The organism is Crossiella sp. S99.2 (assembly GCF_023094165.1).
In the GTDB taxonomy this organism is placed as follows: domain Bacteria; phylum Actinomycetota; class Actinomycetes; order Mycobacteriales; family Pseudonocardiaceae; genus Crossiella.
The window spans coordinates 656,110-679,120 of sequence record NZ_JALMDK010000003.1 but is presented as its reverse complement, the minus strand read 5'-3'; the positions used below and the strand labels follow the sequence as shown (position 1 = coordinate 679,120).

Below are 23,011 nucleotides of genomic sequence, written 5' to 3'. Positions count from 1 at the left end.
AGGTACTCCTTCATGCGCCCGGTCACGGGATGTAGGTCTCGGTGCCGGCGGTGATCGCGCCGCCGTGGGTGCGGCCGCCGATGATCAGGACCCGGCCGTCGCCCAGTTCCACCACGGCGGCGTCCCAGCGGCCGGTGCGCAGCGCGCCCGCGGCCACCCAGGTGTTGCTGTTCGGGTCGTAGGCGGTGACGTTGCGGAAGCCGGTGCCGCGGGCGGCCAGGCTGGTGCCGCCGATGACCAGCAGCCGCCCGGTGCGCAGCGCCACCGCCCGGTGTCCGGTGCGACCGCCGGGCAACTCGGCCTGTGGGCTCCAGGCGTTGTCGGACAAGGCTTCCACGCCGGTGAGTCCGTCCGGCCGGTACGGCGGGTCCAGGTGTGCGGGCACGTGCAGGCGGGGTGCGATCGGGTCGCCGCCGGTGACCAGCACCCGCTCGCCCAGTGCGGTGGCCTGGTGGCCGCTGCGGGGCAGGGCCAGGGCCGGTGCGGCGGACCAGGTTCCGGTGGTCAGGTCGTAGCTCTCGCAGCTGGTGCGGGCGCTGTCCGGGCCGCCGGTGTCGAAGGCGCCGCCGATCACCAGCACGGTCTGGTCCCGCACCAAGGCATGGTGGCCGGTGCGGGTGTCCAGCATGGGTTTGGCCTGGGCCCACTTGCCGTCCGCGCCGAGTAATTCCACTGTGGACAGTGTGCGGGTGTCCCGGCCGCCGGTGATCAGGGCGGAGCCGTCGGGCAACGCGGTCGCGGTGTGTCCGGCGCGGGCGCCCTGCATCGCGGGCAACGTGGTCCAGGAGCCGGAGATCGGGTCGTACAGCTCGGCGGACTTGAGCGCTTTGCCGGTGCTGTCCAGGCCGCCCGCGACCAGCACCCGGCCGGTGGCCAGGAGGGTGGTGGTGTGCTGGACGCGGGCGGTGCTCAAGGGTTTGGCGGGCAGCCAGGCGTCCGCGGCCGGGTCGAACACCGCTGCCTCGGCCACTGGGACGCCGTCCGCGCCGGTGCCGCCGACCAGCAGCACCTTGCCGTTGCCCAGCCGGACCGCGCCCGCCCCGGCCACCGCCAGGGGTGCGGCGGGGGAGTCCGACCAGGTGCCCGATGCGGCGAGTGGACCGGCGAGTTCGGCCAGCGGGATGACGTGCAGGGTGTCCGCCAGCCGCGGGTCGGCGTTGATCCACTCGGCCAGCGCGTCCCTGGCCGTGGTGAGGCTGCGGAATTCCGGTTCGCGCAGTGGCGCGCCCAGCGGCGGGAACGCCTGGGCGTTGTCGCGTTTTTTGGTGATGACGTAACGCTGGTCCTGGATCCGCACGGTGTCGGTGGCGGCGAAGGGCTGCAACTGGTTGGCCTGCTGGGCGGAGAGCGGGGAGCGGGCGGTGCTGCTGCCCGCGATCAGGTGCTCGAACACCGCCGGGCTGATGCTCACCAGCCGTTTGCGCACCGGCGTGGCCAGCGCCTCGGCCGCGGACATCCGTGCCACGCCCGGGATGCCGCGCTTCTTGTCGGTGATGATCTCCTCGTACCGCGCGCTGCGCCGCACCACCAGGGAGCTGAGCAGGTTCGCCTCGCCCGCGGCCAGTTCCAGGCCGGCGTTCTGCGTTTCGTAGGCGGGCCGGGACAGCTTCTCGGCGTCTTCCAGTTGCTGGAACTGGGCCATGGCGAACTTCTCGCCGGTGCTGGCCACCCGGCGCAACCCGCTGTTCTGCTTGGGTTCGAAGGTGAACCGGTTGCCGTCGCTGGGCGCTTGCTGGCCCACCTTGTCGATGCGCACGTCCAGGGGCAGTGCCCGTTGCCGGATGAACAGGCTGCCCAACGGGTGCAGCACCAGGTTGTCCAGGGGGTTCGCCGGATCCAGGGTGCGCAGGGTGACCAGCGCCCTGGTGCCCCCAGAAGGCAGCCGGGTTTCCCAGCCTTCGGTTTTGCTGAGTTCGGTGCCGAGCAGTTCCAGCACGGACACCGGCGGCAGCGTGGTGTCCCGTTTCTCGCCCCAGCTGATGTCGAAGTCGGCGGAGATCTCGAAGAACAGCAACGAGATCGAGCCGCGCCCGGCGGCCCGCCACGGGGCAGGGCCTTCCAGCTGGAAGCGCAGATCGATGCCGAACAGGCCCACCCCGAACGCCTTGAGGCTGACCCCGGCGGAGATGGAGATGACGAAGGAGAACGGGGAGAAGCGGAACAACGCGTCAAAGGCCAGGTGCCCGTGCAGGCCGAAATCGCTGAACCCCAGGCGTAATTCGGCTTTGGCGCCGAACTGGGCGGAGTTGCTGGTGATGGCGAAGTAGCCGGAGACCCGGATCAGCGCGGTGGGCTGGTTCAGGATGTCCACCGACAGCCGCGGCGGCACCGGGAACGGCAGCGGCGGCGGGGTGAAGGAGGGGTGGAAACCGCCCACGGTCAACACGAACTCGGGGTGGTCGCCCCAGGCCACCAGCAGGCCCATGCCACCGTCGATGGTCATGGTCAGGATGCGCGAGTCGAACAGCTGGGCGTAGAACCAGAGCCGGGACTTGTCCGGCTCGAACGCGCCGACGAAGGCCACCTGCACTTGGATCAGCGGCAATGCCTTGTGCGGCAGGATGCACTTGAGCACACCCAGGATCGCGATGGTGCCCGGCGGGATTTCCACGATCACCCCGAGCGAGACGCTGACCAGTGTGGGCGTGCCCCAGCCGATCTTGGCCATCGGGCCGATCAGGAAATGGCCTTTCTCCGGCGGGAAGAACCGGCGCAGGTCGGAGATGATCCGCGGCGCGTTGGCCACCACGTCCTGAGGGAACATCACCGATTCGATCGACCCGGTGCGCACGCCCTCGGTCAGCGCCTGCAGGTCCATGCCGCGGTTGAGCCCGATCAGCCCGCCCACCGCGAGCAGGGTGAAGCCGTAGCCCAGCTGGATCCCGCCGCCGCCGAATTCGGTGGCGATCACGATCAACAGCGAGAATCCGCTGTCGCCATCAGGGAATCGGGTGCTGATCAACCCGATCGCGTTCAGCTCGATGAACCCGGCGAACTCCAGCGACAGTGCGCCCGCGTACTCCCCGCGGTCCGGGTCGGCGTAGAGGAATCCACCGCCGGCGATCAGTCCGGCGTTCACCGAGAGCCCGATGCCGTTGGGCGCCTTGAACCGGAACCCCACATCCACCGGCCCGAGGTTGCCGCCACCGCCGGGGAACCGCACGTCCGCGATCACCCCGAGCCGTTCCACGGTCGCCTTGATCGGCCCCAGCTCGGCCTTGAACGAGCCGGACAGCTCCACCGGCGCCGCGTCGTCGGTGATGCCCACCCCGATGAACAGGGTGGTGATCTCGATCGGCCCCAGCCCGACGTTGATCGGCAGTGCCAGGTCCAGGGATCCGCTGCCTTCCAGGCGTAATCCGGTCGAGGGCGACCACAGCGCGCGCAGCTCGAACCCGGATTCGATCTTCGCGCCGCGGGTGATGGTTTTGATGAACCCGTCTGCCTTGGACAGGTCGATGACCACCCGCCCGCCTTCGAGGCGTAGCTGCACGGTCGGTTCCGCCCCGGAGCCGGCCTGCACCTGGAGGCCGAGGGCGAGCGCGAAGCGGGCGATCTCCAGCCGGGAGGCCCCGGTCTGGCCGAGCAGCACGATGGGTTCGTCGTTGGGCCGCTTGGCTTCCAGGGACACCTCGGCGTCCAGTGCGCCACCGGCGCCGGGTTCGATGGAGATGGCCAGCGGCGGGGTGATCCGGCCCTGGACCCGGCCGGTCAGCCGGGAGCGGCTGGTGAACTTCAGTGTCCACAGTGGACCGAGTTGCACGGTGTGGGTGAAGTCGGCGGTGGTCTGGGCCTGGGTGTCCAGGCGCAGCGACGGGGGAGTGCTGCCCGGGTCCACGGTCAGGGTGCTGCCTTCGGCCTGGAATCCGCGGGCGCCGCCGGGGAATTTCAGGTGCTGGAAGCCGCGGTGCTGGGCGGCCAGGTAGTTGGCCAGCCGGATGAACAGTTCGGAGCCGTCGAAGTCCGGCCTGCCGAAGCCGAGTGCCTCGCGCAGCATGGTCGCCGGATCGGTGATCAGCTTGAGTAGCCGGTCGAAGTGCAGCACCCGGTAGCGCACCGGCACCACGGTCGGATCGGCCGGGTTGGCGGGCACCGCCACCCGGTCCACGATGCCCAGCACGGAGAGCAGGTCGGCCAGGGTCTGGTTGGTGCGTTCCAGGTGGGTGACCGCGGCGTAGTCGATCAGCCGCTTGGGCAGTGCCCGAACCTCCCGGACCAGCCGTTCCTTCTGTGCCGGGGTGAGCCCGGCCGCCGCTGACACCACCGATTCCAGTGCCGGCCCGAGCGCGTCCACCGCGCTGAGCGTGGACTTGATCGCCCCGATCAGGGTCACGCCTTCGGCGAGGATCGCGGGGGCGTCGCCGGAGTTGATCGCCCCGGCCAGCCGCTGCACGATCGGCGCCAGTCCACCGGCCTGCACCACCACCGTGCCGATGGCCCCGGCCGCGGCGCCCAGTCCGCCCGGCGCCCACACGCCCAGCTCGCTCAGCAGGAACTGCTCCCTGGTCTCCGGCGCGAGCCGATCGGCCAGCGGGCGCAACGCCTCGCCGAGTTCACGGGCGAGCAGTTCCAGGGTTCCGGCGGACATCACGCCTCATTCCGGGGTAGCTGGTCGTAGTCGTCGGCGGGCACCCCGGGCACGGCGAGCACGAACTCCCGGTACTGCGCGATGTCGGCCCGCAGTTCCGGCCCGGCGAACGGGATCAGCTCGTCGAGCAGCCGGGCCAGTCCGGCCGCGACCGGTTTGCCGCCCAGCCGCGCCGGAATCGGGATCCGGTGGCACTGTTCGCTGTGCAGGGCCAGCCGCACCAGCTGCGGACCGTGCAGCCGCAGCCAGGCCACCAGCAGCCGCCGATGGAGGTGGATCAGGCGCTGGATCTCCGGCGCGTGGGTGCCGATCAGCTTGCCCAGCAACCGTCCGGCCTCGGTGTGCTCCACCCTGGCCCGCAACGCCGCCAGCAACTCGGTCACCGGTTCCTGGGCGGTGACATAGGCGGCGGTGGGCAGCACCAGCGGTTCGTCCGCCGTCAGCGTGGCGCCGATGCTGGCCTTGGCCTTGGCCACCGCCTTCTCCGCGTTGACCTTCCCCGCGCCCCAGCCGCTGTCCGGCGGCGGCGGATCCGGCACGCCGTCCGGCTTGTCGCAGGTCTCCCGGAGGAACTGGGCGATCTTGTCGTGGCCGAGGTTTCCGTTGGCCTCCAACATCAGCGCGACCACTCCGGTCACGTACGGGGCGGCCTGGCTGCTGCCGCTCTGCTCGACGTAGCGCTCCTTGCCCTTGCCCCGGGCGCCTGCCCTGGCGGAGAGGATGGCGATGCCCGGCGCGCTCACATCGGGTTTGGGGGTGGGGCGGACGTCGGTGGTGGGGCCGCGGCCGGAGAACTCACCGCGGGTGCCGGTCGGGCCGTGGTAGGCGCCGACGGTGATCACGTTGTGCGCCGTGCCCGGGTTCTCCACCGTGGTGGTCGGATCCTGCTTGTCGAACTCGAACAGGAAGTGCCGGTCCTGCCCGGTGTACATGCCCCAGACGTGGTACGGGGTACTGGCGTTCTCCAGTTGCCGCAGCACCAGTAGCCAGTTCCCGGGCAGCACGGTGCCGTTGGCGCGCGGCCGGACCTTCAACCAGATGTGCCGCTTGCCGCTGGGCAGGTTGTTGATCGTGGACGAGGCCTGGACGGCGTGCCCGGCCAGGTTCACCGCCACCGGTGGCGGGTCCGGGAACTTCCCGTCGAGGGGATCGGGACCGGTGCCGGGGAGGATCGGCGTGGCCAGGGTGGGCCCGAATCCGGGGAACCGGCCGGCGGCGCCGCCGGGCAGCGGGACGGCCAGGTCCAGGGAGATCCGGCCGGGACCGCTGTACCAGACGTGCAGTTCCAGCAGCTGGGTGTGGTTGTCCGGCACGATGATCGTGTGTTTGTTCTCGGTGCCGGCCGGCACCGTGCCCACGGTGTGCATGCCGCCGCGGGGCTGGGGGGTGCTCTTGCGGTAGAGATCATCGTCCTCGACCTTGGCGGCCTCGTTGCCCGCCGCCACCACGATCACCCGACCCTTGGTGTTCGCGACCAGCTTGTCCAGCTCCAGTTCCAGCCTGCTGGTGCCGTCATGCGGACCGTCGCTGCCGCCGATGCTCAGGTTGGCCACGGCCGGTTTGGCCGTGCTGCCAGGGGCTCGCCACGGCTGGTCCAGGATGAACCGGATGGCCTCGACGATCTCGTTGTCATCACCGAGACTGGTGCGCACGGCGACCAGCTCGGCCTGCTTGGCGATGCCCACCACGGTGTCGGCGCTGGAGGAGTCGTCCAGCTCGACCGAATTGCCCGCGGCGATGCCCATCACGTGTGAGCCGTGCCCCGAGCCGCCGTCCCGGGAGTAGAACGGGTCCACCGCACCGGTCAGCGCCGTGTTGATCTCCTGCTGGGTGTACTCCCGGCCGAACTTGATGGTCGGCGTCCAGTTCGAGCCGCCGGGCTGCACCCCGATCGAGTCCAGGCTGTAGGGATCGAAGGTGGCCGCGGCATAGATGCCGATGAAGTCGATGACCAGGGCTTGGTCCGGGAACGGGCCGCCGCTGACCTGCACGTCGGCGGCTGGGATCCGGCCGGGCTGGATCAGCTGGGCCTGCAAGGTCTCCTTGGTCAGCGGGAAGGTCAGCACATCGGTGCGGAACCCCGTCGCGGCGCCGGGCACCGTCCAGCTGATCCGCACGGTGGACCCGGGCGCGACCGGTCCGTCGCGGCCGAGGGTCTGCCGGGTGGTGATGACCTGATCAAGCAACCGCACGATCCGGGTCGGCCCGGTCGGACTGGTCCGGAACGCGGCGTGATGCACGTCGATCCCGCTGTCCACCACCCCCACCACCACACCCTTGCCGGTGTGGTCGGGCGCCGCGGCTTGCCGAGGCGGATTGCTCATCCGCGCCACCTCCCAGCTCGTGACCGAGAGTCGGGGGGCGCACGGGTGAGGTCAACCGATCGGTGGACTGACTGCCTCAAAGGGTGCCCGGCTGGACAGCGGTCACCGCCCAGGCGGCAGGTCAAGTTCGACGGTGCCGCCGGTGGTCGCGGTGACGGTGCCCGCGGTCTGCTCGGCCAGCCACTGCCGGAACGCCTCCACCCCGGCCTCGGGCACGTGCACGGTGAGCCGCACGCTGCTGCCGTACCCGACGTCGGCGATCCGGTGCCCGGCCGCGCGCAACGTGTGTTCCAGCCGCCCCGCCTCGGCGTGCGCGGCGCTGATCTCCAGGGTGCGGAACCGTCCCCGGCGCAGCGTGCCCACCGCGTCCACCGCCTCCGACACCGCCCGCCCGTAGGCCCGGACCAGCCCGCCCGCGCCGAGTTTGGTGCCGCCGAAGTACCGGGTCACCACCGCCACCACATCGGTCAGCTCCCGCCGGGCGAGGACCTCCAGCATCGGCACTCCGGCGGTGCCCGCGGGCTCCCCGTCGTCACTGGAGCGCTGCGCGCCGGAGCCGAGCCGGAACGCCGAGCAGTTGTGGCTGGCGTCCCAGTGTTCCTTGCGCACCCCGGCGACGAACTCCGTCGCGGCCTCCTCAGTCTCCACCCTGGCCAGGCTGCACCGGAACCGGGATCGCTGGATCTCGATCTCGTGCACGCCGTCACGGGCGATCACGGTGGTGGCCGGGGCGTCGGTCATGCCAGCACGGTACGCGGGGTGTCCGTGCGCTGAGTGATCAGGCGACGGCGCGCTTGAGCGGGATGCCGGGGTCGGCGAGCCGAGTGGGGTCCAGCGGCAGGTCGTTCTGCATGATCTTGCGCGCGTGCAGGATGTCCTGGGGTGCGTTGACCGCCAGGATGGCGCGCAGCCGGTCCGCGCGCAGCCAGCAGGCGCTCCAGCGTGGGTCGGTGGGTGCGCCGCGCCAGAGCGGTTCGTCGCCGGGGTCGTGGTGGCCGAGGAACTGCACCCGGTGGCCGAACTGCTCGGACCAGCCGTAGGGCACCGGATCGTAGACGCCGTCCTTGCCGTTGAGGTTCTGCCCGACCACCACCGCGGAGTTCTGCGCGTCGGCGAAGTGCTCGCAGCGCAGCAGGCGGGCGTAGCGCCGCGACTGGTAGCTGGCCACATCGCCGGCTGCGTACACGCCGTCGAGGTTGGTGCGCAGGTGCGGGTCGACCAGCACGCCGCCGTCGACCCGTACCGCCGAGCCCGCCAGCCAGTCCACCGCGGGCCGGGCGCCCACCCCGACCAGCACGGCGGTGGCCGGGAAGACCTCGCCGGTGGTGGTGATCACCGCGTCCGGTTCGACCGCGGCCACCTGCCGCCCGAGCCGCAGTTCGATTCCGTGCTCGGCGTACCAGCGGGCGAAGACCGCGCTCACCTCCGCCCCGGCCAGCTCGACCTGCGGCGCGGCGCCCGAGTCCAGCACGGTGACCCGGCAGCCCAGCGCGCGGGCGGCGGTGGCGGCCTCCGCGCCGATCCACCCGGCCCCGACGATCACCAGCTCCCCGGCCCGCGCCATCAGCCCGCGCAACCGGCAGGCGTCCGCGTGCGTGCGCAGCAGGTACGGCGTCCCGGCGCCGGGCAGCCGGATGGGGGTGGCGCCGGTGGCGATCACCAAGTGGTGGTAGGGAAAGCGGCCGCGTTCGGTGTGCACCACACCGTCGTGCAGCGCGGTCGCCGTCTCATCCAGGCGTAGCGTGATGTCCAGCCCGGTCCAGTCCACCGGCAACGTGGGCGGGGTCAGGTCGCCGTCCAGCAGGACCTGTTTGGACAGTGGGGTCCGGTCGTAGGGCGGCAGTTTTTCCCTGGACAGCACGGTGATCGGGCCCGGGTAGCCGAACTTGCGGGCCGCGACCGCGGAGTTCGCGGCCGCGACCCCGCCGCCTACGACGAGGAGCACGGTGGCAGCTCCACCCAGACCACGCCCTCGTCCACCCGCACCGGGTAGGACTGCAACGCGCAGGTCGCCGGGTTGAGGCCGCGACCACTGCGCACGTCGAACTCCCACAGGTGGTTGCCGCAGGTGAGGGTGTCGCCGTCCAGATCGCCCTCGTGCAGCGGCCAGTTCTGGTGCGGGCACTGGTTGCGGTAGGCGCACACCTCGCCGTCCAGGTTGATCAGCAGCACCTGGTGCCCGGCCAGTTCCACACCGGTCATGTCGCCCTCCCACAGCTCGTCCACCGGCAGCGCGCTGACCCACTGCCCGGCCACCTGTTCCGGGGCGCTCACCGCGGTACCGCCCGCACCCCGGCCCGTGCCCACAGCGCGGTGCGCGCGGCCGTGCAGCCCAGGGCGAGCACCTCGGCCGCGTCGGGATCCTCGGGTTCGAGCACGGTAGCCAGCGCCCGCACCGCGGCGTCGGCCAGCGGCGCCCTGGCCCGCGCCCATTCCGCGATGGCCTCGGCGGCCACGGGACTGCGGGCGTTGGCGTAGCCGACCACGGCCGCGCTCCAGCGGTCCCGCCGTGCGGAGTCGGCGGCCAGGTTTTCCAGCAGCAGCCAGGTGAGCTGGTCGCCCGCCTCCCTGGCGGCCGCGCCCAGGCCGTCGAGCAGCAGGGCGTCCAGGGTGGGCAGCAGCACCAGGTTGGCGGTGGTGAACGCCTCGCCCCAGTCGTAGGTGGCCAGCGCCTCCTCCATCGCCCGACGTGCGGGCTGCCAGGCCGGATCCGACTGCCACAGGTGCCGTTCGGTGCTGCCGAACCCGTCCAGCGGCCAGGCGGTCTGCAATTCCCTGGTGCGGTAGGCGATGTGCGAGGTGCGGCGTAGCTGGTCGGCCATAGCGAAGGAGGCCGCGTTGGTCAGGTAGGAGGTGGGGGCCAGCAGCGCGAGATAGGACTGGAGCAGCTGGGCGGCGTGGCAGTGGTAGCGGGTGGTGGTGAACAACAATCGCAGCCGCTGCCGCCACTGGGGGGACAGCGTGGCGTCGTGCCCGGCGTCGGCGAACTCCGCGAGCAGGTTGGCCACCGCGGTCTCCCGGTCGCGGGCCTCGGCGACGTAGCGGCGGTAGGTCAGCGCGTCCGGATCGCGGAAGGCGCTCCAGTCCGAGGTCTGCAACCGGGACTGGTCGCGGTAGGTGGTCAGCCACAGGTTGGCGGGGGAGGTGGGGCTCTGTTCCAGTGGGGCCGAGCGGATCCGCCGGGTGGTGTAGTTGGTTTCGTGGCTGACGATCTCGTACTCGCTGGGCTTGCGCCGGTTCTGGGCCAGCGCGCTCCAGGTGCGCAGGGGACTCATGGGTTCGCCTCTCCCGAGCTGTCCGTGCGGAAGGACCACTGCACCTCGGTGCTGCTGATGGAGATGCGCCCGGCGAAGGAGGTGGTCATCGCCTCCAGCATGCGCAGCTCGAAGTGCTGGTCCACGTGCTCGCGCAGGGTCGCCAGCCGCAACCGCAGGAACCCCGGCCCCTCCACCCGCAGGTAGGAACCCTGGTCCCGCACCACCACCTCGACCTCCGGGTTGTCCGCCACGATCGCGGCCAGCACCCGGTCGGTGTCGGCCAGCCGCAACAGCACCGGGCCCACCGGCGGGCTCACGTCTGCTCCTGGTAGGCCACCAGCAGATGGTCGAAGGCCACGATGCCACAGTCGGCCACAGTGGACTCAGCCGGTTGTGGTTTGCCTTGGTGGTACACGACTTTGGCGCGGTCCTGGGCGGGCAGCCGCAGTCCCTCGGAGTGCACGGCGATCTTGGCCGCGACCTCGGCCATGGTGTCCACTGTGGACAGCACGATCAGCAGTTGCAGGAAGTCGCCCTCGAAGATGGCGTTGACCGGCACCGGTTCGGCGGACATCAGGCCACCCCCGCCCCGGTCCGGCCGTAGGCGGGGATCCAGGACTCGCCGGTGGCGTCCGAGCCCATCGATTGGGCGTCCAAGCCCATGTAGGCCAGCACGCCCGGCAGGTCGGGTGGCTGGATCTCGCCGAAGAGCAACCGGTCGGTCAACGTGTTGAGGTTCAACGTGTCCCGGTCGTCCCACCAGTATTGGCGGCAGGCCCTGGAACAGAAGTGGTGGGTGCGGCCGTTGTGCCGCAACGACCAGTCCCGCACCAGCCGCCGCCCGTCATAGCCCCGGGTAGGGCAGAGGTTGGGCAGGTGGCAGTTGGAACATAGCCACGGCAGCGTGGTCAGCCCGCCGGCCGCGCTCACCCCGTTCTGCAGGTTGGTCGCCATGAGGTCCCATTTGGCGCCGAAGAGGTTCTGCCAGTCGGGGTACTTCTCGCGCAGCCAGTCCCGTTCGTCATCCGAGACCCCGGCGGGGCTGTTCCACCACACGGTCGGGCGCAGCAGCCAGAAGCCCAGGTGCATGCCGTGGTGCCAGGTGTCCAGGCCCTGCATGAAGTCGTCCCAGTACCAGGGGGTGCCGATGCCGTAGTCGGCCAGCGAGCGTTTGTACTGCCCGACCACCCACTCCTCGATGAACTCCCGGTAGCAGTGGGTGCGGCTGTCCAGGGGCGAGTAGTAGTCCATCACCGGCCCGGTCAATGCGGCGAAAGCCCTGGCGGCCAGCCAGAACATCTTGTGGATCAACCGTTCGGCCCGCACCGGGTCGTGTTCCAGGAGGATCTCCAGGGTGGGCCCGCCCTGCTGGGAGTGCCGGGCCTCGTCGGTCTGGATGGAGCCGACCATGTTGGAGAAGCCGATGTCCCCGGCCCGCAGCGCATCCGCGGACAGGGCCACGAACTGCAGGTTGGTGAAGCCGCTTTCCAGGGTGAAGGGCAGCTGGATGGCGACGTCGACCGCGCTGGCCGAGGAGATCATGCGGTCCAGCAGGCAGCGCATGGCGATGGTGACCCAGTTGTCGGTGTGATACGCCTTCTGCGCCCAGTCGTACTGCGGGTCCAGGTGGATGAAGGTGTGCGCCAGCGCCAGGGTGATCTGGGTGTGCCGGATCTCGTCCAGCACGCCGAAGACGGCCATGTTGCGCCAGGACCCGGACAGCCCGAACCGGGCCATCCGCAGTTCGCCGAGCGCGGCCAGGTACTCCAGTGAGGACACCCCGCCGAAGTGCATCTTGGTCGCGGACTTCCAGCCCTCGGTCAGGTCGTCATAGACCGAGGATCGGCGCATGGCCTCCATCACCGCGTAGGCCGCGGTCTCCTTCTCCGCCTGCGAGGTGGCGTAATCCCGGAAGGTGGTGTGGTAATCCTCCCGCCATCGCTCCCAGTCGGCTTCGGGCACCTCGCCGCCGCCGGAAAGCCATTCCGGGTAGATCATGTCGCGGTCGACGTAGCTGATGTCCCATTCGACATCACGCAGGATCGGGTCCCATTCCTCGCGGTTGATGACGGCCATCACCGACCTCCGTTCAGTTGACTTCGTGATAGCCGAGCTGACGCCCGAGGTCGCTGTTGCACCAGTACGCGGTGACCGCCCCGATCAATCCGTCGGCGGCCATGCGCAGGATGAACAACTGCCGGGACTCGAAACTGCGCCCCTGGCAGGGTATGTTTCCCCACGGCAATTTCTGGGTGCCCGCGAGCACCACTTTCGCCGCCACGTTCGCGGTGTGGTCGGAGACCAGGCTGCGAAGGTCGACGGTCAGGTCGGGAAAGGCCATGATGAGTCCGCTCCACAGCGGTCGGCCAATGGTGCGAACGTGCCCGTCGGCGCGCAGCACCCTGGTTTTCCCCGGTATTTCGAAAGCGGGATAGTCCAGGCGGGCGCGGGTGCCGCACAGGGCCACCATCGCCTCGGTGTCGTGCCGGGCGAAGGCGGCGAAGAACGCTTTCGCCAGGGTGCACGCGGGGGTGGTCATACCGGCACCTCGATCGGCTCGGGCAGTGCGGTGTCCTGGACGCCCAGCTCACGCAGCAGCAGGCCGTGGCACCAGCGCGCGTCCCAGGCGGTGATCCGCTCGCCGTCGTGGTCGAGGACCCAGGCGGTGCGGAACTCGATGTGCCGCCGCTGTTCGGGCGCGCCGAGGAAGGCGGCGAACTGGGTGCCGCCGATCGACAGCTCCAGCACCTCGGCGCCGTCCCCGGCGAACCCGGACCGGGGCCGTAGTCGCAGGTCGGGGAAGGCGTGCAGCAGGTGGCTCAGGAAGGCGCGGCCGACGGTGCGCACCGGCCCGTCCAGGCCGAGCGGTTCCAGGCACACCGTGGCCGCCGGGTCGAACAGGGCCAGCGCCGAGTCGAGATCGCGGTGACCGAGGTGGTGCACCAGCCTGCCGCCGAGGGTCTCGGGAAGCTGCCCACCCCTGGCCGGGGGCGCGGGGGCGGCCGGGGGTGGGCAGCCGGGCAGGCCGAGGCGGGTGAGCAGGGCATGCGCCACCGGCCCGGCCGACTCCGGGTTCTGGCCGGTCAGCAGCCCGCGATCGGTCACAACGTGCGCGATCCAGGAGCCAGGGCCCTCCTCGTACAGGGCGCCTGCCTGCTTCAGCGCGGACTCCGGCTCGGTGTCCTCGGCGGCCTCGGGCAGTTGCCTGGCCTCGTCGTTGCTGAGCGCGGTGAGCCGGTGGCCCTCGAACCACCAGTGCCCGTCCGGCCGCGGCCCGGCGGCCAGCAGCGCGGCCGGGCCCTGACCCAGCGCGCCGATCGGCCGGCCGGCCGCGTGCAGCAGCCGGAGCACCCGGCCGACCTCGGGATCCGCGCCCAGTTCGGTGCGCACCCCGCGTCCGCCGGGCAGCAGCAGCGCGTCGAAGGCCAGCACCTCGGCCTCGGTCAGCGTGGCCAGGGCGCTCGGCGCGATCAACTCCGGCGCGGCCCCGATGGCGGCCGCGGTGGCCTCGGCCGTGGTGGTGGCCTCGGCGCTGACCTGCTCGATCTCCGCGTGCACCGCCGCGGGGCCGAGTGGGTCGGCCAGCCGGGTCTCGGCGAGCACCTCGGCCAGGTCGCGGCCGGTGCGCCGGGCGATGTCCACCGCCCGGCCCAGGCGAGGCCAGGCTTCCCGCACGGGCACCCCGGCCTCGATCATCGCCGCGTGCACCGACCGGGCCGCGGGCAGGTTGAGTTCGGCCCACTGGCGCCTGGTCAGCCGCACCCATTCAGCATTCTCGCGGAATGTCCGGATCAGCGCGCGGACAAAAGCGATGTCCGCCCAATGGTGATGCCAGGCGGGTGTCAGGCTTTCCGGATCCGGCTGCGGCAGATCGCCATTCGGGGTGGCGATCGTGAAGTCGACGCCGGCCCGGCGGAAACACCGGATCGGTATCAGTAGATCGGAGGCCCAATACCCGGCGGAATCCGGGCGTGAGCCGCTGACAACGCAGAGTACTCGCGTCAACGTAGCTCCATTCTCAAGACTGTCGCGCTTGGCGAACGGTCTGGAGGTGCACGCATATTGTCGACCCGGGGCAGAACGAGACGTAACCGCCGTCAGTGGAGTGAGCCCCCTCACCCCATCAGGTGGCGGAAATGCGTTTTTATACGCCGCGTCACCAGTTGGCTAGACAACGCGGTAGCACTTCTGGGGGACCCTCGGTAGAGGTAAGATCAATAAGGCAAAGCTGCTTTTCCTGGCACGTTGATCGGGTCTAGAGTTTTCGGCGATTCCCTTGGAGGGCGAATGCGCCTGTTCGGAAAGCCAAAACCCGGCATCGTGGTCATCGGCGGCGGAGCCTGCGCCGCCTCGGCGGTCGGCACATTGCGCGAACAGGGCTACGACGGCAAGGTCACCGTGGTCAGCGATGAGGCCGAGTACCCCTACGAACGCCCGCTGCTGTCCAAGAAGTACCTGCTGGACAACGACTCCGGGTCCACCGGCATCCACACCCGGCAGCCCGGCTGGTACCAGGAGAACGAGATCGAGCTGCTCTTCGACACCCGGGTGCGCCGGATCGACCCCAAGGCCCGCCGGGTGCAGCTGGCCGGCGGGCGAGACCTGCCCTATTCCCGGCTGCTGATCGCCACCGGCGGCCGGGCCCGCCGACTGCCCGGCCCCCGCAGCGACCGACTGCTCTACCTGCGCACCAGGGCGGATGCCCAGCACCTCGGCGAGCAGCTGAAAGCAGGGCAGCACCTGGTGATCCTGGGCGCCGGGTTCATCGGCTGCGAGGTGGCCGCCGCGGCCCGGCAGCGCGGCCTGCGGGTCACCCTGATCGACATGCGCGCCGGACCGCTCAACCGGGACCTCGGTGACCGGCTCGGCGGGGTGCTGGCCGAGATCCACCGGGACAACGGGGCCGAACTGCGCACGGGGGAACGCATCCGCACGGTCACCGAGACCCCGGCCGGGCTGGTGGTGGAGACCGACAAGTCCCGGCTGGACTGCGATGTGGTGCTGGCCGCCCTGGGCATGCAGCCCAACTCCGACCCCTTCGCCGACACCGGCCTGGAGATCGCCGACGGGCTGGTGGTCGACGAGTACGGCCGGACCAACGCCGACGATGTCTTCGCCGCCGGGGATGTCGCCTCGCAGTACAACCCGACCTTCGGGCGCAGGCTGCGGGTGGAGCACTTCGACAACGCGGTCAAGGCAGGCGCCTCGGCCGCGACCAACATGATCGGCAAACCCGCGCCGTTGGTGGACCCGCTGTGGTTCTGGACGGACCAATACGGCCACAACATCCAGGCGGTCGGCCAGCTCGGCCGCGGCTGCACCGAGGTGGTCCGCGGGGAGGTGGACGAGCTGCGGTTCTCGGTGTTCTACCTGCGTGACGGCCTGGTCCGCGCGGTGCTCGCGCTCAACCGGCCGCGGGATGTGCTGCACGGGCGCAAGCTGGTGCTCAACGAGATCCCGGTCAGCGCCGAGGTCCTGGCCGACCCGGGCACCGACCTGGCCGCCCTGCTCCGGGCCCACCGTCCACCCCGTTGAGCCCCGGTGGAACTGGACACCACCCAGGTCGTCATCGCGCTGGTGGCGTTGATCGGCGGCGGGATCGTCACCGCCATCGGATCCATGCTGCGGACCAGTTTCGAGGCCAGGACCGCGGGCAGGCTGATCTACGCCGAGCTGACCCGCAACGCCGCCGCGGTCGCCTTCTTCCGCCGCTCCGGCGCCTGGCCGGCCACCGTGATCAGCTACACCGCCTGGGACCAGTGCGGCAAGGAGATCGCGCAACTGCGGGACAACAGCACCTTCGAGGCCGTGCACCGGGGCTACAACGCCTTGGAGGCCATCCAGTTCGTCGCCGCGGACACCTCCCTGGACCCGCGGCAGAAGACCGACCTGATCAACGGCGCGGTGCTGGAACTGGGCAACGGCATCCGGGCCATCGGGGCCAAGGCGCGGGTGCCGACCGCCCGGCTGGAAACCGAGATCCGGCGACTGTCCGCCCGGCCGATGACCGCCCGCTGGGAAATGGACGTGCTGGAGGTCGGCGGCGCGGTGCCGCCCGCCCTGCTGGCGGCCATCATCGACCACGCCGGCGACGCCGAGACCAGCGTCAGCCGCACGGCCAAGCCCGCCCGGAACGCCGCGAACGCCGTGCCCAGGGCCGACTGCACGGTCTACGACGCCGCCGGTGGCCAGCCACTGCCCGGCCGCGCGGTGCGGACCGCGGGCGATCCGCCGACCGGAGACCCGGCCGCGGACGAGACCTACGAGGCGCTGGTGCTGGTCGCCGAGTTCTGCCACGAGGTGCTCGGCCGCTGGTCCCTGGACGACAACGGGATGGAACTCAGCGCCGTGGTGCACCACGCGGACGGCGTGGGCAACGTGCGACTCCAGGCCGGGCGGGTGGTGGTCGGCGACGGCGACGGCCTGGTCTTCGGCCGGTTCAGCGCCGCCGCCGAAGTGGTGGCGGGGGAGCTGTGGCAGCGCATGCCCGAGATCGCCGCACTCCACCCCACCGGCCAGGCGGGCGCGCTCGGCCAGGCGCTGCGGGATGTCTTCGGCCTGCTGTGCGCGCAGTACGGCGCGGACGAGACCGCGGCGACCGCGGACTGGGTGGTGGGCAAGGGATTGCTGCTGCCCGGCGTGTACGGCGTCGGCCTGCGCTCACTGGCCGAACCGGGCACCGCCTACGACGATCCGGTGCTGGGCGCGGACGAACAGGTCGCGCACCTGGCCGAGTACCTCGCCGACGGCCCGGCCCAGCTCAACAGCGGCATCCCCGGCCACGCCTTCTACCTGACCGCCACCGAACTGGGCGGCCAGTCCTGGATGCGCGCAGGCCGGATCTGGTACGAAGCCCTCACCTCCGCCGACCTGCCCCCGGACGTCGACTTCGCCACCTTCGCCCGCCGCACGGTCGACCAGGCCGCCCGCATCTACGGCCCAGGCAGCCTGGAACACACCGCCACCACCGGCGCCTGGGACACGGTCGGCGTCCCCACCACCCCGGCCTGACCCACCCTCCCGTCCCACTTGGCCCAACTGGTACGCCCGCTTGGGCAAAACCGGCGTACCAGTTGGCCCAAGTCGGCGGGCGGGCGTTCCCGTCAGCGGGACTCGGGTGTGCCGGGCTGGTCGTGGGTGGCGCAGTGGATGCCGCCGCCACCGCCGGCGATGTTGTTGATGGCCACCGGCACGATCTCCCGGCCGGGGAAGTGGTCGCGCAGTACCTGCTGGGCGCGGTCGTCGGCCTGGCGGTCGCCGAAGCGGGGCACGATCAGCGCCTTGTTGGCCACGTAGAAGTTGACGTAGGAGATCACGCTGGTGTCCCGGTAGCCGGCCACCTGGTCCGGGTCTGGCTGGACCAGTTCGACGACTTCGAGCTTCTTGCCGTTGGCGTCGGTGGCGTCCTTGAGCACGGTCTTGGCCTGGGCGGCCGAGCGGGACCAGGAGTCCGGCGGGGTGCCGGGGGCGGCCTGGTCCAGCAGCACCGCGCCGGAGGCGGCGAAGCGGACCAGCGAGTCCACGTGCGCGTCGGTGATGTCCTCGCCGCGGACGCCGGCGAACCAGATCACCTTGCGCACGCCGAGCGCCTTCTTCAGCTCGGCCTCGATCTGGTCCCGGCTCATGCCGGGGTTGCGGTTGTCGTTGACCATCGAACTCTCGGTCACCATCAGCGTGCCCTGGCCGTCGGTCTCGAACGAGCCGCCCTCGCCGACCAGCGGGGTGGCCACCCCGGGGATGCCGTACTTGGCCAGCACCGCGGCCGCGACCTTGCCGTCCCGGTCGTGCTGCTGCTTCTTGCCCCAGCCGTTGAAGTGGAAGTCGACGCCGGAGACCTTGCCGCCCTCCTCGACGAAGACCGGCACGGTGTCCCGAGCCCACAGGTCGTCCACCGGGATCGGCACCACTTCGACGTCCTTGCCGCAGGCCCGCTGGGCGGCCTCGGCCTGCTCCGGCCGGGCCAGCAGCACCACCGGTTCGAAGCCCGCGATGGCCTGGGCCAGCCGGGCGATGTCCGCGCGCACCCCGCCCAGGTCCTCGCCCCAGATCCCGGTGGAGGCGGGCCAGGACATGAAGGTGCGGGCGTGCGGCTCCCATTCGGCGCCGAACCGGCGGGACGGGGCCGCGGCCTGTTCCGGCGTGCCACTGGGGGCGCTCGACGGGGCGGGGGCGTCCGGGTTGGAGCAGGCCGAGGCGAGGGCGAGGGCGCCCAGGCCGGTGAGGCCGTGCAGCAGGGTCCGGCGGGACATCGGGTTCGGTCGCAAGTGCTCACTCCACTGTGGGCCGGTCGGCGGGCAGCCATTTACTGAAATTTTAGTCAGTCTAGCGGAGCCGGGTGACAGCCGCGCTCAGGTGGGGTTGGCGACACAGCCCGCCCCGGTGGTCAGGCCCAGTTTCCGGCGCACCGCGTCCAGGTAGGCGCAGCCGTCCCGCTTGTTCGGCTCGACGTATCCGCCCTCGTGCCACTCGTTCCAGGCGTAGAGCGAGACGAAGTTGTCCACGGTGGACGGCCGGGTGGACTCGGCGATGTCGGTGCGCACGTTGTCCAGCAGCCGCTCGAACCCGGGCAGGTCGGCGTCGGGGTACCAGCGGAACCGCTCGCGCAGCTTGGCCGGATCGGGCCCGGGGTCGGGGATGGAGATGGCGATCCGCGGCCGCTCGTCGAAGTCCGAGGTCGCGCAGCGCAGCAGGGTTCCCGGGTAGTTGTGGAAGAAGCCGCGCTGGTTGTCGGCGTAGCGCTGGTAGGAACGGGAGTCGTCGAACTGGCCGAGGCAGTCGCTGCCGTCGAAGCCCGCCTCGGCGGGCGGCACCCCGTTCAGCGTGATCAGCACCTCCTCACCCAGTTTCTCCCTGGCCCGCGCCCGCATCGCGTCGGTGAACCGGCGGGTGTCCGCGACGTGCAGCCCGGTGGCGGTGCCGTTGCCGACGCCGCGGGCGTCGCACACGCCGATGATCGGCCTGCCGTCGTTGGCGCGCAGGTAGTTGGACTTGGTGAGGTAGCTGTCCACGATGGTGTTCGCGGCCTTGGTGATCTGTTCCAGGGGCAGCTTCAGCGACACCGGGCCGTCGGTCCAGGGGTGCAGGCAGGTGAGGATGGTGAAGTCGATATCGGTGCGGTTGCTCGCGGCCAGGTAGGCGCGCAGGCCCTCGATGTAGTTCTCCGCGCCGCCGTCGGCCGGGTTCCAGTACCAGTAGAAGCTGAAGTACCGCAGTCCGGCGCCCGCGGCCTGGGCGACCTGTTTGCGCAGGGTGTCCGGGTTGGCGTCGTCGTAGAAGCCGATGGCCGGTTCGCGGTCGGTGAAGTCCTCCTGCGGCCAGTGCCAGGCGTTGCGCGGCACCCCCGACCCGGCGAAGTCCCGCAGCCCGCCCCACCAGTCGTTGTCCCGCTGGTACACCCGTTTGACCCCGGCGATCAGGGACTGGTTGCCCTTGGCGTCGAAGGTGCCGAAGTAGATCGCCCCGGTCCGGTGGAACGCGGGCCAGACGTAACCCAGCGGCCCGTCGGTCCGGTACCCCTGCGCGAGGAAGTCGGCCTGCTTGCGGGCGGGCACCGCGCGCCACTCGGCGCCGTTGGACATCCGGTACAGCACCTCGGTCCCCGGCTGCCGGGTCGCGCCGGTGTGGCCGAGCACGCCACCCTCGGTGAACCGGCCGGAGTCGAGCAGGCTCTGCCGCTCACTGGCCGAGGCGGTCAGCAGGTACGCCGACCGGTCGGCCACCCGCAGCCGGTACAGGGGCTGACTGCCCGGAAATGCCTGCCGTCGCAGGAAACCCAGCCGGGTGTGCTGCCGGGCCATCCCGAACTGTCCTTCGGCGGCGTTGCCCTCGGCCTGGGACAACGTCCAGAACCAGCCGGCCTGTCCCGCGGTGCGGTACTCCAGCAGCGGCACCGGATCGGTGACCTTGCCCTCGGCGTTGGCCACCGCCCCCGTCGCGGCCGGGGCGGTGAGCAGGGTGGCCAGCAAACACAGCACGAGCAGGGCGCAGCGTGTGATCACGGGTGCAGCTTCCCGGCCGCCTGGGTGCCCCGCAACCCGGCCGACCGCACCCACGCTCCTCGCCACCGCGGCCCCGCCACGCTCAGCCGAGTGCCAGCCGGGGCCAGTGCGCGAGTTCGGTCAGCAACCCGCGATCGTGGGTGGCCACGACTACCGCGGCGCTGGTGCCGGCCATCGCCGCGGTGAGTTCGTCGACCAGGGCGGGGGAGAGGTGGTTGGTCGGCTCGTCGAAGATCACCAGGTCCGGGCGGGCGGCCAGGCGCAGGGCCAGGTCCAGTCGCCGTTGCTGGCCAAGGGATAGCCGGGCCACCGGGGTGCGCGCGGCCTCCCGGTCCAGCAGCCCGGAGGAGGTCGGCGAACCGGGCAGGGCCTGCCGCTCGAACAGTTGCCAGGCGGTCAGTTCCCCCGGCCAGTCCGGGACCTCCTGGGCGATCAGCTCGATCCGCGCGCCCGGCAGGTGCCGCACCTGGCCCTGGCTCGGGGCCAGCACTCCGGCGAGCAGGCCGAGCAGGGTGGACTTGCCGGTGCCGTTGCCGCCGGTGACCAGCAGCCGGTCGCCGCCGTCCAGGGTGTGGCTGACCGGCTGATCGAGCCGCCCGGTCACCCGCACCGCGTCCACCCGGACTAGCCCGGCGCCGGTGCGGGTGCGTGCTTCCGGCCAGCGCAGGGTGAGCGGCGGTTCGGGCACGGTGACCCGGTGCGCGGCCAGGGCCTCCTGCGCGCGGTTGAGCGCCTGCACCACCCCCGGCGTGCGGGACTGCCGAAGATGCCTGGGGGTGCCCTTGTCCGGCCGCCACCCCGTGCTCAACCGGGACCTGACCTGGTCCAGGGCGGTGGCCAGGCCACGCTGTTCGGCCTGCTGCTCCTCGTACTCCTGCACCCATCGCGCCCGGTCCCGGCGGCGGCCGTCCACCCAGGCCTGGTAGCCGCCTGCGTACCGGCGGGGCCTGCCGTCCTGGGTTGGGTCCAGGTCGAGGAACTCGTGTGCCACCTCGCGCAGCAGGGTGCGGTCGTGGCTGACCAGGGCCAGTCCGCCGCGGTGTGTCCGCAGCCGCTCGGCCAGGAAGGTCAGGCCGCCCGCGTCGAGGTGGTTGCTGGGCTCGTCCAGCAACAGCAGGTCGTGCCCGGCGCTGAGCAGACAGGCCAGCCGCACCCGGTAGCGCTGCCCGACCGAGAGGGTGCGCAGTTCGCGCTCCCGGTCGGGGCAGGCGTCGAGCCCGGCCAGGGCGATGTCCAGGCGGCGCTCGGCATCCCAGGCATCGAGGCGGGTGGCCGACTCCAGGGCGCGGGTGTACTGCTGCTCGGCCTCGGCGAGGCCCCGGGTGAGGCCGTCGGTGGCTTCGTCGAGGTCGCGCAACGCGGTGCGGGCGGCGTGCAGGGCTTCGTCGGTCAGCGAGCCGACCGTCTCACCCGGACCGGCGGGCAATGCCTGCTGGGACAGGCCGAAGCTGCCCGCGCGGTGCACCGAACCCCGGTCGGGGAGGCGCAGTCCGGCGAGCACGTGCAGCAGGGTGGTTTTGCCGCGCCCGTTCTCGCCGACGATGGCCAGCCGGGACCGGGTCGAGACGGTGACGGAGACGTCGGTGAGCAGCACGCGACCGCCCAGGGTGACGGAGATATCGGTGGCGCGCAGATGTGGGGAAATGGACAAGTGAATGCTCCGCAGCTCTCGGGGGAGCCGGGCAGCACAAAGTGGCGCCGCCCGGCGATGGCCGGAACGGCGGGCAGGGAGGAAGTGCTCGGTGCGCCGCCGTCAGGCGGCGATGCGGGGCGGCATCGCCGTGTTGATCGCGGCGTAGCCGGTACTGGTGCACATGACGGCGAGGTTAGTCCGCGTCCCGCTGGTGGCCAACCGAGTTTCCGGGAGTCAGGCCGCCCGCGAACGGCGTGCCGCGCCAGGGGTCGAGGGTGGGCGTCACGTACTCCACGATGGCGGGCATTTGCGGCGCGAGTGCGAGGAAAGCGATGCCGCGCAACATGCCTACGGCGTTGACGAACCTCAGCACGTCCGCGCGCAACGCCCGCAGGCCGTTGCGCTGGGCGCCGCGGTTGTAGGCCGCTTCCAGGTCGGGTCCGAGCGCGGCCAGGTCCCATTCGACCGGGCCCAGGGTGACCAGCTCGAAGTCGGCGTAGCGGTCGCCGTCCGCACCGGCGAAGATGTTGGCTGGCGGGGAATCGCCGTGGATGGGCTGCAGGTCGATCCCGGGGAACGCCTGCTCGAATGCCGTCCGCGAGCGCACCGGCGGCTCCAGCACCTGCCATTCGCGGCGAGCGCGGTCCAGGTCAGCCGCATCGAGCAGATCGGGCTGATTACCCAGCAGCGCAAGGCCTTCGGTGATGAACTCCGGTTCGGCCGCGGACAGGAACGACAGCGGGCCTGGGTAGTCGCGCAGCGCGGCGTGCAGGGCGGCGGTGCTCTCGGCGTTGGCCGCGTAGTCGGGTTCCTTGCCCCGGTCCTCCGCGACGAGCTGCCAGAACGTCATGGAGAACCCGTTGCGCTGCACGGGTTTCCGCGGCACCAGCGGACTGGGCGGGAGCACCGGGACGCCCTGGTCGGCCAGCCATCGGGTCACGTCCAGCTCCGCCTGCTGGCGGTGCGCCAGCGCGTCCAGGCCCGCGGATTCCGGCAGCACAACGGGAATCCGGGCCACCACCGGCGCCGGCGCGAGGTGGACCACGACGGAGAACAGGTCGTGCAGCACCCTGGCCTCGGTGACGGCGAGACCAAGATCCCGTCCGGCGCCCACCGCCGCGTCCACCGCGGCGGCGGTACGGCGGGTTATGTCGGACTGGGTGAGGAATGTGGTCATGACTCGATCTTCTCTGTCGGGGCAACCCATTACT

Annotated in this window: 17 protein-coding genes; 2 read left to right on the top strand and 15 right to left on the bottom strand. The window is 71.2% G+C overall.

Annotated features, from left to right (window positions below):
- Positions 1 to 22 precede the first annotated feature (22 nt).
- The 11 genes from MZC64_RS14435 to MZC64_RS14385 all read right to left on the bottom strand — a co-directional run bounded on the left by MZC64_RS14435 (position 23) and on the right by MZC64_RS14385 (position 13,931).
- The gene (locus MZC64_RS14435) at positions 23 to 4,588 is read right to left on the bottom strand and encodes a kelch repeat-containing protein (RefSeq protein WP_247756666.1); all 4,566 of its coding nucleotides are present in this window, start codon (positions 4,586 to 4,588) and stop codon (positions 23 to 25) included.
- The gene (locus MZC64_RS14430; RefSeq protein ID WP_247756667.1) at positions 4,588 to 6,912 is read right to left on the bottom strand and encodes a S8 family serine peptidase; all 2,325 of its coding nucleotides are present in this window, start codon (positions 6,910 to 6,912) and stop codon (positions 4,588 to 4,590) included. The genes MZC64_RS14435 and MZC64_RS14430 overlap by 1 nt, the downstream gene beginning before the upstream one ends.
- 102 nt (positions 6,913 to 7,014) lie before the next feature.
- On the bottom strand, positions 7,015 to 7,653 hold the full coding sequence (locus MZC64_RS14425) for a YigZ family protein (protein ID WP_247756668.1): 639 nt from the start codon (positions 7,651 to 7,653) through the stop codon (positions 7,015 to 7,017).
- Positions 7,654 to 7,690: 37 nt separating this feature from the next.
- Positions 7,691 to 8,857 carry an FAD-dependent oxidoreductase gene (locus tag MZC64_RS14420; protein ID WP_247756669.1) on the bottom strand — a complete coding sequence of 389 codons (1,167 nt, stop codon included), beginning with the start codon at positions 8,855 to 8,857 and terminating at the stop codon, positions 7,691 to 7,693.
- Positions 8,842 to 9,186: a Rieske (2Fe-2S) protein gene (locus MZC64_RS14415; protein ID WP_247756670.1), complete on the bottom strand. Its 345-nt coding sequence runs from the start codon at positions 9,184 to 9,186 to the stop codon at positions 8,842 to 8,844. Before MZC64_RS14415 ends, MZC64_RS14420 begins: the two co-directional genes overlap by 16 nt.
- Complete coding sequence (locus MZC64_RS14410; protein WP_247756671.1) at positions 9,183 to 10,187, bottom strand: toluene hydroxylase; 1,005 nt, start codon at positions 10,185 to 10,187, stop codon at positions 9,183 to 9,185. The genes MZC64_RS14415 and MZC64_RS14410 overlap by 4 nt, the downstream gene beginning before the upstream one ends.
- On the bottom strand, positions 10,184 to 10,486 hold the full coding sequence (locus MZC64_RS14405) for an MmoB/DmpM family protein (protein WP_247756672.1): 303 nt from the start codon (positions 10,484 to 10,486) through the stop codon (positions 10,184 to 10,186). Before MZC64_RS14405 ends, MZC64_RS14410 begins: the two co-directional genes overlap by 4 nt.
- The gene (locus tag MZC64_RS14400; protein WP_247756673.1) at positions 10,483 to 10,743 is read right to left on the bottom strand and encodes a toluene-4-monooxygenase system B family protein; all 261 of its coding nucleotides are present in this window, start codon (positions 10,741 to 10,743) and stop codon (positions 10,483 to 10,485) included. Before MZC64_RS14400 ends, MZC64_RS14405 begins: the two co-directional genes overlap by 4 nt.
- A complete protein-coding gene (locus tag MZC64_RS14395) occupies positions 10,743 to 12,245 on the bottom strand; it encodes a toluene monooxygenase (protein WP_247756674.1) in 1,503 nt (500 codons plus the stop codon). The genes MZC64_RS14400 and MZC64_RS14395 overlap by 1 nt, the downstream gene beginning before the upstream one ends.
- Before the next feature lie 13 nt (positions 12,246 to 12,258).
- Positions 12,259 to 12,708, bottom strand: a complete 450-nt coding sequence (locus MZC64_RS14390; protein ID WP_247756675.1) for an ester cyclase — start codon at positions 12,706 to 12,708, stop codon at positions 12,259 to 12,261.
- Positions 12,705 to 13,931, bottom strand: coding sequence for a DJ-1/PfpI family protein (locus MZC64_RS14385; protein WP_247756676.1), 1,227 nt, complete (start codon positions 13,929 to 13,931; stop codon positions 12,705 to 12,707). The genes MZC64_RS14390 and MZC64_RS14385 overlap by 4 nt, the downstream gene beginning before the upstream one ends.
- A gap of 525 nt (positions 13,932 to 14,456) precedes the next feature.
- Here MZC64_RS14385 and MZC64_RS14380 point away from each other — a divergent pair.
- Together MZC64_RS14380 and MZC64_RS14375 are read left to right on the top strand one after the other, a co-directional pair.
- Positions 14,457 to 15,704 (top strand): NAD(P)/FAD-dependent oxidoreductase, encoded by a 1,248-nt coding sequence (locus MZC64_RS14380; RefSeq protein WP_247756677.1) that lies wholly within the window; start codon positions 14,457 to 14,459, stop codon positions 15,702 to 15,704.
- A gap of 6 nt (positions 15,705 to 15,710) precedes the next feature.
- Positions 15,711 to 17,180, top strand: coding sequence for a M4 family metallopeptidase (locus MZC64_RS14375; RefSeq protein ID WP_247756678.1), 1,470 nt, complete (start codon positions 15,711 to 15,713; stop codon positions 17,178 to 17,180).
- A 92-nt stretch (positions 17,181 to 17,272) separates the two neighbouring features.
- Here MZC64_RS14375 and MZC64_RS14370 read toward each other — a convergent pair whose 3' ends face one another.
- The 4 genes from MZC64_RS14370 to MZC64_RS14355 form a co-directional block, all read right to left on the bottom strand.
- Positions 17,273 to 18,433, bottom strand: coding sequence for an agmatine deiminase family protein (locus MZC64_RS14370; protein WP_247756679.1), 1,161 nt, complete (start codon positions 18,431 to 18,433; stop codon positions 17,273 to 17,275).
- Positions 18,434 to 18,517: 84 nt separating this feature from the next.
- Positions 18,518 to 20,167: a glycoside hydrolase family 99-like domain-containing protein gene (locus MZC64_RS48655; protein WP_247756680.1), complete on the bottom strand. Its 1,650-nt coding sequence runs from the start codon at positions 20,165 to 20,167 to the stop codon at positions 18,518 to 18,520.
- Positions 20,168 to 20,249: 82 nt separating this feature from the next.
- Positions 20,250 to 21,824 carry an ATP-binding cassette domain-containing protein gene (locus tag MZC64_RS14360; RefSeq protein WP_374205744.1) on the bottom strand — a complete coding sequence of 525 codons (1,575 nt, stop codon included), beginning with the start codon at positions 21,822 to 21,824 and terminating at the stop codon, positions 20,250 to 20,252.
- Between the two features lie 169 nt (positions 21,825 to 21,993).
- A complete protein-coding gene (locus tag MZC64_RS14355) occupies positions 21,994 to 22,977 on the bottom strand; it encodes a phosphotransferase (protein WP_247756682.1) in 984 nt (327 codons plus the stop codon).
- Positions 22,978 to 23,011 lie beyond the last annotated feature (34 nt).